The organism is Polaromonas sp., assembly GCF_043778355.1.
Lineage (GTDB): Bacteria > Pseudomonadota > Gammaproteobacteria > Burkholderiales > Burkholderiaceae_C > Polaromonas.
The window spans coordinates 1-11,471 of sequence record NZ_JAYWHI010000054.1 but is presented as its reverse complement, the minus strand read 5'-3'; the positions used below and the strand labels follow the sequence as shown (position 1 = coordinate 11,471).

Annotated in this window: 10 protein-coding genes; 5 read left to right on the top strand and 5 right to left on the bottom strand. The window is 62.1% G+C overall.

Annotated elements, in window-relative coordinates; genetic code table 11:
• Positions 1–2: 2 nt before the first annotated feature.
• Positions 3–611 (bottom strand): trimeric intracellular cation channel family protein, encoded by a 609-nt coding sequence (locus tag ACH2CW_RS08900; protein ID WP_395057212.1) that lies wholly within the window; start codon positions 609–611, stop codon positions 3–5.
• A 64-nt stretch (positions 612–675) separates the two neighbouring features.
• On the opposite strand from ACH2CW_RS08900, the gene ACH2CW_RS08895 reads away from it, so the two are divergent.
• Positions 676–1,626 (top strand): LD-carboxypeptidase, encoded by a 951-nt coding sequence (locus tag ACH2CW_RS08895; RefSeq protein ID WP_395057210.1) that lies wholly within the window; start codon positions 676–678, stop codon positions 1,624–1,626.
• A 92-nt stretch (positions 1,627–1,718) separates the two neighbouring features.
• Here ACH2CW_RS08895 and ACH2CW_RS08890 read toward each other — a convergent pair whose 3' ends face one another.
• A complete protein-coding gene (locus ACH2CW_RS08890) occupies positions 1,719–2,024 on the bottom strand; it encodes a hypothetical protein (RefSeq protein ID WP_395057208.1) in 306 nt (101 codons plus the stop codon).
• Positions 2,025–2,350: 326 nt separating this feature from the next.
• Between ACH2CW_RS08890 and ACH2CW_RS08885 the strand changes: the two genes are divergently transcribed.
• Together ACH2CW_RS08885 and ACH2CW_RS08880 are read left to right on the top strand one after the other, a co-directional pair.
• Positions 2,351–3,781, top strand: a complete 1,431-nt coding sequence (locus tag ACH2CW_RS08885) for an aldehyde dehydrogenase family protein (protein WP_395057206.1) — start codon at positions 2,351–2,353, stop codon at positions 3,779–3,781.
• Positions 3,782–3,825: 44 nt separating this feature from the next.
• Positions 3,826–6,363, top strand: a complete 2,538-nt coding sequence (locus ACH2CW_RS08880) for a penicillin acylase family protein (protein WP_395057204.1) — start codon at positions 3,826–3,828, stop codon at positions 6,361–6,363.
• A 15-nt stretch (positions 6,364–6,378) separates the two neighbouring features.
• On the opposite strand, the gene ACH2CW_RS08875 is transcribed toward ACH2CW_RS08880, so the two are convergent.
• Positions 6,379–8,547 (bottom strand): catalase, encoded by a 2,169-nt coding sequence (locus ACH2CW_RS08875; RefSeq protein ID WP_395057202.1) that lies wholly within the window; start codon positions 8,545–8,547, stop codon positions 6,379–6,381.
• 90 nt (positions 8,548–8,637) lie between these two features.
• The gene (locus ACH2CW_RS08870) at positions 8,638–8,895 is read right to left on the bottom strand and encodes a hypothetical protein (RefSeq protein ID WP_395057200.1); all 258 of its coding nucleotides are present in this window, start codon (positions 8,893–8,895) and stop codon (positions 8,638–8,640) included.
• A 316-nt stretch (positions 8,896–9,211) separates the two neighbouring features.
• Between ACH2CW_RS08870 and ACH2CW_RS08865 the strand changes: the two genes are divergently transcribed.
• The gene (locus tag ACH2CW_RS08865) at positions 9,212–9,622 is read left to right on the top strand and encodes a response regulator (protein ID WP_395057198.1); all 411 of its coding nucleotides are present in this window, start codon (positions 9,212–9,214) and stop codon (positions 9,620–9,622) included.
• 60 nt (positions 9,623–9,682) lie between these two features.
• Positions 9,683–9,982 carry a hypothetical protein gene (locus ACH2CW_RS08860; protein WP_395057196.1) on the top strand — a complete coding sequence of 100 codons (300 nt, stop codon included), beginning with the start codon at positions 9,683–9,685 and terminating at the stop codon, positions 9,980–9,982.
• A 263-nt stretch (positions 9,983–10,245) separates the two neighbouring features.
• Here the strand turns inward: ACH2CW_RS08860 and ACH2CW_RS08855 are convergent, their stop codons facing one another.
• Positions 10,246–11,175 carry a hypothetical protein gene (locus tag ACH2CW_RS08855; protein WP_395057194.1) on the bottom strand — a complete coding sequence of 310 codons (930 nt, stop codon included), beginning with the start codon at positions 11,173–11,175 and terminating at the stop codon, positions 10,246–10,248.
• Between the last annotated feature and the right edge of the window lie 296 nt (positions 11,176–11,471).

Sequence of the window (11,471 nt, the reverse complement as noted above, 5' to 3'; positions counted from 1 at the left end):
TCTCAGTAAGGGTGCCGGAACACCGGCAAGTGCCAACCGAGAAAAATCGCGCTCAGCCGTAAACCCATGACCAGCGCCATGCCGGTCCAGAAGGCCCAGGACGGCTTGAGCCCGAGCGCCTTCAGCACCAGATAAAGCGCGATACCGACAATCGCCGCCGTGGCGTAAATATCCTGGCGGAGCAGCAGCGGCACCTGGTTGCTGAAGATGTCGCGCATCACGCCACCAGCCACACCGGTCATGGTGCCCATGAGCACAACGATCAGCGGGTGCAGCCGCGCCGCCTCGGCCAGTTGTGCGCCGGTCAAGGCAAACACAGCCAGACCCAGCGCGTCGGCCACCAGCAGCGCCTGCGCCGGAATCGGTAAAAACTGCACATACAGCACCGTGCCCAGCGCCGCAGCGCAGATCACCATCAGGTAGGTCGGATTGGCCATCCAGAACACCGGGTGCCGGTTCATCAGCACATCGCGCAGCGTGCCGCCGCCTATGGCGGTCAGCGAGGCCAGCACCACGACGCCGAGCAGGTCGAGCTCCAGCCGGCCAGCAGCCAGCGCGCCGCTGATGGAGAACACCGCGACACCGAACAGGTCCAGAAAATAAAGCAGCATGGTGCGGCGTTTATACCGAGACCGGTGGGGGAGCGTGGTGACAGGCAGTGGGATACTCGGAGCCGTGAACAACCATATCTATATTTATTCTCCGTCCAGCGCCGTGCGCGACAAGGCCGCGTTCAAACGTGGCGTGTCGCGCCTGAAGACGCTGGGCTACGAGGTCGAGCTTGATGAGGCCGCGCTGGCCAGCCACCAGCGTTTTGCCGGCGACGATGAAACGCGTCTGGCCGCCATCCACCGGGCGGCCGCCAGCGGCGCCGATGTGGCGCTGATCTCGCGCGGCGGTTACGGCCTGACGCGCATCCTGCCGGCCATCAACTACAAGGCCATTGCCAAAGCGGTGGACAAGGGCACGCGTTTTGTCGGCCTGAGCGACTTCACCGCCCTGCAAAATGCGCTGCTCGCCAAAACCGGCGCCGTCTCCTGGGCTGGTCCGGCATTGGGTGAGGATTTCGGCGTCGAAGGCGAACCTGACGACATCATGGAAGCCTGCTTCGAGGATTTGATCACAGGGCAGGGCGAAGGCTCGGGCTGGCGCCTGCCGGCGGTTGCTCCCAAAGAAGTAGCGAACAGCTCAATACCAGCAAGGGCTGAAGGCATATTCAACATCAAGGCCGCGACCCTGTGGGGCGGTAACCTCGCGGTGCTGACCTCCCTGGTCGGTACGCCGTATTTTCCGGCGGTCAAGGGCGGCATCCTGTTTCTTGAAGAAGTGCATGAGCACCCCTATCGGCTGGAGCGCATGTTGACGACCTTGCTGCACGCCGGCGTGCTGGCGCAGCAAAAAGCCATTGTTCTGGGCCAGTTCACCAACTACAAACTGGTGCCGCACGACAAGGGCTTCAAACTGGCAACGGTGGTGGCGTGGCTGCAAAAGCAGATCAAGGCACCGGTGCTCATGGGCCTGCCGTTCGGCCATGTGCCGACCAAGGTGCTGCTGCCGGTGGGTGCGAAGGTGACGCTGGCCGTGGAAGGCCGCGATGCGTTTTTACTCTGGGGCCACACGCACTGAGCGCGGTGTGGTGGGGTTCGAGGTGGCCCGGGAAGCGCAGACCGCCCCAGCCCCGATGATCGCGCGCCGCAGGCGACTTGTTCGGCGCTTCCTCAGTTCAAAGAGCTGCGCCGTGAGCCCAGGCTGCCAGGCAGCAGGCCTTCAAACATCTTGGTGATGCTGCTGACTTTTTGCCGGGCAATGGTTTCGCCCTGCATCGCCGACAACACGGCCATCACGTCGCCGCGGGCATACCACAGGCCTTGTGCGTCTTGGGCATAACGCACCCGCAGCGCAATTTTAGGGTAGTGCTTTTCACCAAACTCGCCCAACTCGTCGAGCATCAGTTGCCGGATGCCTTCGGTACGGTTTTCCAGGACGGCGGGCGTCGATTCGCCGCCGCTGAGCAAGCCGAGCAAGCTGCTTTTTAAATGAGGTGTAATCCAACGCATAGGTCTCGGGACTTTCTGTGTGAGCGGACGCGGCTGAGGTGCAATGATCTGGTAGATTAAGGCCCGAAAGGCCGGGAGGCAAGATGTATCGTGTGACATGGTTAACGTAAAACAACAAACAAATCAATGCGTTAGTAACTAAATGTCATCCAGATTCTCAGATTTTGCCCAGACTAATACTTTTGAATTCGTTACCCTTTTCGCCCGCCAGGTCGAGCCTGGGCTTGTCAGTCCTGTGATTTATTCACATCCTTTTGTCCTGTAACCCACCCCCACCTGCTGTGAGACCACCCATGACCAACTACCCTTCGCACTACATCAATGGCCAGTGGGTCACCGCCCAATCGACCCAAACCCTGCCGGTTCACGACTCCAGCACCGAGGAGGTGATGGCCACCGTACCCGCCGGTACGGCGCAAGAGGCGGCGCAGGCGGTGCTCGCAGCCCGCGCCGCGTTTGACGCCTGGTCCACACTGCCGGTTGAGACGCGCGCAGCCTACCTGGACAAGGTGGCGGCCGGCCTGAAGGCCCGCACTGACGAGATGGCGATGGCGATTGCGCGCGAAGTTGGCATGCCGCTGAAGATGGCCAAAACCGTGCAGGTCGGCGGCCCGACCTGGCATTGGGGCAACTTTGCCAAGGTAGCGCGCAACTTCGAGTGGGAAAAGAAGGTCGGCAACTCGCTGGTGGTGCGTGAAGCCATCGGGGTGGTTGGCTGCATCACGCCCTGGAACTTCCCGCTGAGCCAGATCACGCTGAAGATCGCGCCGGCGCTGGTCGCCGGCTGCACCGTGGTGCTCAAGCCCAGTGAGATCGCGCCGGTCAACGCCATGATCCTGGCCGAAATCATCCACGAAGCCGGCCTGCCGCCGGGCGTGTTCAACCTGGTCAACGGTATGGGCCCGGTGGTTGGCGAGGTGCTGGCCACCCATCCCGACGTCGACATGGTGAGTTTCACCGGCTCGACCGGCGCCGGCAAACGGGTGAGCGAGCTGGCCAGCCAGTCGGTTAAACGCATTGCGCTGGAACTGGGCGGCAAATCGGCCAGCGTCATTCTGGAAGACGCGGACTTCGAGGCCGCCGTCAAGGGAACAATCTCTGCCTGCATGCTCAACAGCGGCCAGACCTGCTCAGCCCACACCCGCATGCTGGTGCCAGCCAGCCGTTACGACGAGGTCAAGGCGCTGGCCAAAACCGTGATTGCCAAATTCAGCGTTGGTCCCAGCCTGGACGAAACCAGCCGGCTTGGCCCGCTGGTCAGCGCAACCCAGCGTGAACGTGTGCTGGGTTTCATCCGCACCGGCATCAAAGAGGGCGCAGAGGTGATTGCCGGTGGTGCCGAGCCGCCGCCCCTCGCCAAAGGCTACTTCGTTCAGCCCACCATCCTGGGCATCAAGCCCACCGACACCCTGGCGCAGGAGGAGATTTTCGGCCCGGTGCTGGTGGTCATCCCGTACAAGGATGAGGAAGATGCCGTGGCGATTGCCAACAGCACGATTTACGGCCTCGGTGGCGGCGTCTGGAGTGGCACCGACGAACACGCCATGAAGGTGGCGCGCCGCATACGCACCGGCCAGGTCGACATCAACGGCGGCCCCTTCAACGGCAACGCACCTTTCGGCGGCTACAAACAATCGGGCAACGGCCGCGAAAACGGGGTGTATGGCTTCGAGGAATTCCTGGAATTCAAGTCGCTGCAGCTCAAACCTGTCGCCGCTGCCTGATTTTTTCATGGGCCCGTCAGAGGCCCGCATCCGGGGAGAGTGCCATGGTCTGGATCAAACGATTTTTCGGTGGTGTGCTGCTGCTGTTGCTGCTGCTGGCGTCGGCCATCGGCATCTATGTTTACCGCAGCTTTCCGGCGCTTGACGGTGAACTCAAGGTCAGCGGGCTGACTGCCGCCGTGAGCGTCGCGCGTGACAGCGCCGACGTCACCCACATCAAGGCCCAGTCCCCGCGCGACGCGTGGATGGCGCTGGGGTATGTGCATGCGCAGGAACGCGGCTGGCAGTTGGAGTTCAACCGCCGTGTCATGCATGGCGAATTGTCCGAGGTGCTGGGCGAGGCCACGCTGGATACCGACAAACTGATGCGCACACTCGGCATCATGGAAGCGGCGCAGCGCCAGTGGCAGGGTCTGCCGGCTGAAGCCAGGCAGGCGCTGGAGGCCTACAGCGACGGCATCAATGCGTTTTATGCCGGCAGTGCACAGGCGCTGTCGCCGGAATTCCACATCCTGGGCGTCAAGCCTGGCGGCGCCGGTCAGCCCTGGACACCGCAAGACAGCGTCGGCTGGGCGCTGATGATGGCGCTGGATCTGGGCGGCAACTGGGGCAATGAGTTTGCCCGCCTGTCAGCAGCCAGGGTGCTCAGCACCGAACAACTCTGGCAACTGTTCACACCTTACCCAGGCGAGGCCCCCGCCTCCAGAACCGACTTCGCCCGGCTTTACGCAGAACTCGGTGTTTTTCGTCCAGATGCTATCAAAACAGGAGCAGCTGGCGCACGTGGAGAAAGCGCTGGAGGCCTGTTTGATGCCGAAAAATCGGCACTGCCGACAAATTTACTGGCGCAGGACATCAACGACTGGGCCGCCAACATCGGTAACGTGGAAGGCAAGGGCTCGAACAACTGGGTGCTGGCCGGCAGCCACACCACCAGCGGCAAACCGCTGCTGGCCAACGACCCGCACCTGGGGTTGTCGGCGCCCGCCATCTGGTACTTCGCACGCTTGCAGGCGCCGGCAGGCCAGGGCGCCGACGGCAGGGCCATTCCCGCGCTTGATGTGATCGGCGCCACCTTGCCGGGTATGCCGTTTGTGGTGCTGGGCCGCACCGCCAAAGTCGCCTGGGGTTTTACCAACACCGGCCCCGACGTGCAGGACCTGTACCTTGAGCAGATCAACCCGGTCAACCCGCAGCAGTACCGCGTGCCCGGTGCCGGCCCGGCCCAGTGGGCGGACTTCAAGACGCGGTCTGAGCGCATCAAGGTCAAAGGCCAGCCCGATGTCAGCCTGAACGTGCGCAGCAGCCGCCACGGGCCGGTGCTCAGCGATGTGCAGAAACCCCATGCCGAGCTGCTGGACACCGGCAGGTACGTGATCGCACTGCGCTGGAGCGCACTGGAAACCGACAACCTGACGGCCGTTGCCGCACTGCGCGCCAACCAGGCGCAGTCGGTGGACGAGTTGATTGCAGCCTATGCCAACCACCATTCACCGATGCAAAACGTGGTGATGGCCGATGTGTCCGGCAAGGTGGCCTACAAGGCCATCGGCAAGGTGCCGCTGCGAAAGGCCGACAACGATATTCGCGGCATCGCGCCGTCTCCGGGCTGGGACGCCCGCTACGACTGGGCCGGCTGGTTACCTTACGCACAAACGCCGCAGGCCGACGCGGCCACGATTGGCAAAAAAGGCTGGTTCGCCAACGCCAACCAAAGTGTGGTGCCGCCTGGCTCCGACCTGTTTCTGGGGCAGGACTGGGTCGTGCCCTATCGCTTTGAGCGCATCGAAAAACTCCTCGCCAGCCAGCCCCGGCATGACGCGGCCTCCATGCAGAAAATCCAGTTCGACCAGTTGTCGTCGGCCACCACCCGTTTGCTGCCGTTTTTGCAGAAGACGGTGTCGCAGCATCCGCTGGCGACCGAAGTACAGACGCTGCTGGCCGGCTTTGATGGTGTGATGCGGGCCGACAGCGCTGCGCCACTGATTTTTTCAGTCTGGGTCGATGAGCTCACGCGTGGTGTCATTGGCAGCAGGCTCGGCGAAGCCCGCCTGAAAAGTATGTATGGCAAGCGCCATTTCCGCAGCGCCATTGAAGAAATGATGGAGCGTGATGACAAGGCCTGGTGCGGGGCGGCCGGGTGTGCCGCTCAGTCCACGGCTGCGCTGGATCGCGCGCTGACGCTGCTGCAGGCTACCCGTGGCGCTGCGCCTGCGAAGTGGTCGTGGGGCCAGGCGCACCAGGCGCTGTCGGCGCACCGGCCTTTCAGTAACGTGCCGGCGCTGGCGCGGTTTTTCGATGTCAGTGTGCCGACCGGCGGTGATGCGTTCACTGTCAACGTCGGCCAGTACTGGCCCAACGATGCGAAGTTCCCGTTTGCCAACCGGCATGCCGCCTCGCTGCGCGCGGTATACGACCTGGCCGATCTGGAAAAATCCCGGTTCATTTACCAGACCGGGCAAAGCGGCCTGGTGTTTTCAAGCCGTTACCGCGACATGCGTCGCGCCTGGGCCGACGTCAGCTACCGTCCGCTACAGATGACACCGGCCAGCTTCGACCACCAACTCCAGCTCACGCCCTGAGGCGCGTCGGGTCAATCAGGCAGGCACGGCATCCACGTTGAGCCGGTCCCAATGCCGGTGGAGGGCCATGGAGGAAATAACGGCCTGCGCGATCTGACCATCGGCCGCCTTGCGCGCGTCCGCGAGTAATACACCGGTTGTCGGCTCCATCACCTGATCGCCTTTGCCCTCGAGCGCAAAACCGAGGCTGCCGAGCAACTGCACGCCTTCATTGAGGGCGCACAGGGTCTTGCAATGTTTGTAGGACTCCAGAACGAAGTGAACCGCATCGCCGAGCTGCGACAGGGCGGCCACGCTGGCCTCACCGCCGGGCACCAGCACCGCATCGAACATCACCGAAGATGCATTGGAGAAGGTATGGTCCACCGCCAGTTGTTTGCCTGAAGAGGTCAGGACGGTACCAAGTTGCGGCGCGATCAGTTTGCAGACCGCACCCGCGTCCACCAGTTCCTGTTGCAGACGCTTGAAGGTCAGCCAATCCACGCCGTCGGCCAACAGGATTGCGATCTTGCGCGTCTTGATGCCATCCGAAAGCCTGGACATGCTCAGGGCCGCGTCTTCCTCCACCGCGTTTGCGATCCGGTATTCGCGAAAGCCAAGCCTGCCCGCGGCTGCCTTGGCATCCGGCGCATTGATACCGAGCGGCGCGGCCACCCGTGCGGCGAGTTTGGCGTCCACATGCGCCAGGTTGTCGACCATGCGCTGACGGATTTCCGGCACCTCCACCTTCGAGAGCTCGAAACGGAAGGCCGCAACGATGTGGTCCTTTTCCGCCGGGCTCTGGCTGTTCCAAAACAGCGTGGCTTGAGAAAAATGATCGTCGAACGACGGGCTGCGGCGGCGTATCTTTGGCGATTCCATCTGCTCGGGATAAGACTGGAACCCCTGGGTGCCACCGTCGACGCGGTACTCGGCGCCGCTAGCGAGCGTGTTGGGCTCGTAACTCACCCGTCCCTTGTTGACGGTCTGGCGGTGCATGCCGTCACGCTGGAAGTTATGGAAAGGGCAGACCGCCTTGTTGATCGGCAGCTCATGAAAATTGGCGCCGCCCAGACGTGAAATCTGGGTGTCCGTGTAAGAGAACAAGCGGCCCTGCAGCAGCGGATCGTTCGAAAAATCGATACCTGGCACCAGGTGACCGGGGTGAAACGCCACCTGCTCGGTCTCTGCGAAGAAGTTGTCCGGGTTGCGATTGAGCACCATCTTGCCGATCAACTGAACCGGCACCACCGATTCGGGAATCAGCTTGGTCGGGTCCAGGATGTCGAAGCCGAGCTTGTCTTCCTTGCCTTCCTCGATGATTTGCACGCCCAGTTCCCATTCCGGAAAATTGCCCTGGTCGATGGCTTCCCACAGGTCACGCCGGTGGAAGTCGGCGTCCTTGCCAGCAATTTTTTGGGCTTCGTCCCAGGCCAGGCCATGCACCCCAAGTTTCGGTTTCCAGTGGAACTTCACAAAGTGCGACTCACCGCGCGCATTGATGAAGCGGAAAGTGTGTACCCCAAAACCCTCCATCATGCGGTAGCTGCGGGGCAGGGCGCGGTCTGACATGGCCCACATCAGCATGTGGGTGGACTCGGGCATCAGCGACACAAAATCCCAGAAGGTGTCATGGGCGCTGGCAGCCTGGGGCATGTCGTTGTGCGGCTCGGGCTTGACGGCGTGGATCAGGTCTGGAAACTTGATCGCATCCTGAATGAAAAACACCGGCACGTTGTTACCGACCAGGTCGTAGTTGCCTTCATTCGTATAGAACTTCACGGCAAAGCCGCGCACGTCACGCACCGTGTCGGCAGAGCCGCGGGAGCCGGCGACTGTCGAAAAACGCACGAAGACGGGAATCTCCGCCTCGGGGTCCTGCAGGAAGCCTGCGCTGGTGTATTGCCCCATCGGCTTATAGACCTTGAAGTAACCGTGCGCCGCCGTGCCGCGCGCATGGACAGCTCGTTCGGGAATGCGCTCGTGGTCAAAGTGCGTGATTTTTTCGCGGAGGATGAAGTCCTCCAACAGGGTCGGTCCACGTACGCCGGCCTTCAACGAGTTGTGGTTGTCGGGTATCTGCAATCCCTGGTTGGTCGTCAGGTTGCCTGTCGCATCGGCAGTCGAAACCAGCAGCTGTTTTTGCTTGTCCGTCCCGGGGGACGTTTTTGGGGCGCTGGCTGGGCTGCGCTTGGATTGCGGCATGTGTGATTCCTTGAGGGGTCTAAAAAAAATTCCAGCAACTTTCGTCTGGAGGGGAGGGCGCCCGCAACTTTGACGTCGCCGGGTCCTTGTTCAGTCGGTTTCGCAGTCCAGCAGTCGCTCCAGCCCTCTGACCACGGTGCCTACCGCCAGAGCGGCCACGCCACCTCCGACCAGCCAGCCCGCCAGGGTTTGCGCGGGCTCGACGATGCCGTCGGGCGTTAGCGCCAAAAACGCAACCAGAGCGGCAAACGTCGAAGCGATGTACACCCACGCAGCCGCAACGTGCAAGCTGCTGGTCCAGCGCTTGCTGGCGCCGATGCCAGAACGAGAGGAGGCTGCGAGTGTCATGGCGAGTCCGAAATAGAAAGGAGGCGAAATGCGGAACATCAAACAGAAGTTCGACCTTACGCATAAACCCGCCAAGACCTCGTAGCTGGGCAGCGGCAGCCCTTGTAAGGGCAATCGCGTGTGCTTGTAAGACCTGTCCCACGGAAAGAGGGCGCCCAGGCGTGCTTCAGCGCGAGACTTAAACCGTGCACGGCTTTCGCCTACACCAGCAGGGTCGCCTTTCTCGCGTGCACACCCTTGCTGCGGTTTTAAAGTGAATGGATTCATTTGGTTTGCACCGGTCCTGCAGATCACCTTACACAGGAGCAAACACCCTATGCGGGCTTATATCGTTGAAGACAACCCAACTATCCGAGACAACCTGATAGGCACGCTGGAGGAGCTGGTCCCTATCGAAACCATCGGCGTGGCCGACACGGAAGCTGAGGGAACCCGCTGGCTGGCGCGCAACGACGCACACTGGGATCTGGCCATCGTGGACCTGTTTTTAAAAGAGGGCAGCGGCCTCGGGGTGGTCAAAGCGTGTCGCTATCGGCATCCAGGCCAGAAGATGGTGGTGTTGAGCAACCATGCAACGCCCGAGATTCGCTGGCGCTGCACGCAGCTTGGTGCGGATGCGGTTTTTGACAAGAGCACCGAAATTGACGATTTGCTGCGCTACTGCGCTGCCCTGGCCGGTCAGTTCGATGATCCGGCCAATCGGCCGCGCCAGTTGTCCAAGGCCTGAGCGCCACGGCGCTTCAGGCTCCCCGCCGTTTTTCAACCCTTGTCACCTGAAAGCACAACCATGAGCACGCCCGCATCTGAACTTCACGACACGCCTTTCGGCGCTCCGCCCCGGCCCTTGACCGAGGACGTGTTGCAGTCTGCTGGGGAAGCGGTGCTGGCCAACCCAGCGTCCGTCGAGACCCTGCAGGGCGGCGAACCGGTTCTTGATGCAGCAGACACCGGCCCCACACGCGCGCGCTTCGGCGACAGAGTGGCGCGACGCGTTGCCGAAAAACCGGTTCAGTCCGCGTTATTTGCGATGGCCGCAGGCGCGCTTGCAGCTGTAGTGGTCAGTGCCGCGCTGAGCCGCCGCCGCTGATACTCAGCTCCCTTACTTCTCCGGAGAACCCATGCACCGAATGCGACTAGCCACCCCGTCTGATCCTGGTACCCACATCCCGACTGAAATGCCGCCTCCGGTCATGCCGCCGATGCCAGGCCCTGGCAGTCCGCCAGAAATTATCGAACCGCCGCTGACTGAACCGACGATTCCGGTACGGGAGCCGGGCAAGGTGACCCCGGTTCAGGCCTGACTGGCGCTCACGCAGGGCGTCGGTGCTGAAGAAAGCCCCAGGCAGCCGCTCAGGGCTTCACGGAGGGGGCTTGCTGGCGCTGATACTCGCTGCGCTTCATGTTCAGATAGGCCGTCCGGTCGATCTCGTGCAACTGGCGTGGGTAACGCTCCGTAGCGTCAAACCAGTGCTGGGCGCGTTTTTCAAACTGTTGCGACGCCGGCATCGCCAGAGACGCCAGGTAAGCGTCTATCGCCAGGTAATAACGCATGGTGTTGCGTTCGACCGCGCCGCGCATGCCGCCGACCGGGGCTTTAGCGACGCCATTCTCACTGGCCACCTCGGAAAAGCCTATCTTGCTGCTGCCCACGGTGGCCATGTAAGCCTGCATCGCGAGCCGGCCGCTCATGCCGTAGCCGTAGGAGTAGCGCAGGTGCATGAAGGTCTTGTCGCCGTCAATCGGCACCGCCTCCAGATCGATCCGGTAGTTATAGGTACCGAGCGGGCCTTTGGGCGCATTGAGCCGCACCGCCAGGTGATCGGGCCGAGCAGCGGCCGGTGTAAAGCTGAAGGTGAGGGCGTGCGCGTCCTTGAGTTCCTGCGGCGTTTTTTTACCGACGTGGACCGACAGCGAGGCTGGCCGACTGTCTTTGTCGGCGCTGCAGTGTTTGGTGTTGAGGTGAAGAATCAGGACCTCACACCAGTTGTCCGGATCCTTGAAGGCTGCGAGCACGGTGGCGTAGGGGTAGTTGATGACGGCATAGGCACTGCCGCTGACCGCCTGGGCCGACTCGGTCGAGTCCATCACCAGCGGGCGCTGAAACTGGTTTCGCGCGAGTTGCGCGCCCAAAACGGTGTACTTGGCCTGCAGCGCGGCGGCGCCTGGCTCTGCGGCACTGCCGCCCGGAGCCTGCGCATGAGCAATGCCCGCGCCCAGGCTGGCATACAGGCAGACGGATGCCGCCCAGCGGCCGAGCCTCAGAGTGTCGTGTTTAAGCATGTCCCGAGTTTGCCCGCCTGAAAGGCGTGCCAGTGCAGGTTGCTCCGTCGTCCTACATGCGTGGGCGAAAACAGGACGGCTTTTGGCACGGGGTGGGCCATCGCTCTTTTTTATAGCCAGGTAGGCCGAGCAGTTATGGGCTGGAGCCTATGTGATTCAAGAACGAGCGGGGTGCAGACGGAGGCACCGATGGATGTTCAGAGCCTGGCTATGCGCGAGGTGGACTTGACGGTTGGTAGAAGACCATTCAATTAATTATTAACATAATATACAGAGGTCTCGCGCTGCACGCGAAA

Coding starts and splice junctions, on each gene's coding strand:
- ACH2CW_RS08900 (WP_395057212.1), bottom strand. CDS start 611: ATGCTGCTTTATTTTCTGGACCTGTTCGGTGTCGCGGTGTTCTCCATC.
- ACH2CW_RS08885 (WP_395057206.1), top strand. CDS start 2,351: ATGACCAACTACCCTTCGCACTACATCAATGGCCAGTGGGTCACCGCC.
- ACH2CW_RS08880 (WP_395057204.1), top strand. CDS start 3,826: ATGGTCTGGATCAAACGATTTTTCGGTGGTGTGCTGCTGCTGTTGCTG.
- ACH2CW_RS08875 (WP_395057202.1), bottom strand. CDS start 8,547: ATGCCGCAATCCAAGCGCAGCCCAGCCAGCGCCCCAAAAACGTCCCCC.
- ACH2CW_RS08870 (WP_395057200.1), bottom strand. CDS start 8,895: ATGACACTCGCAGCCTCCTCTCGTTCTGGCATCGGCGCCAGCAAGCGC.
- ACH2CW_RS08865 (WP_395057198.1), top strand. CDS start 9,212: ATGCGGGCTTATATCGTTGAAGACAACCCAACTATCCGAGACAACCTG.
- ACH2CW_RS08860 (WP_395057196.1), top strand. CDS start 9,683: ATGAGCACGCCCGCATCTGAACTTCACGACACGCCTTTCGGCGCTCCG.
- ACH2CW_RS08855 (WP_395057194.1), bottom strand. CDS start 11,175: ATGCTTAAACACGACACTCTGAGGCTCGGCCGCTGGGCGGCATCCGTC.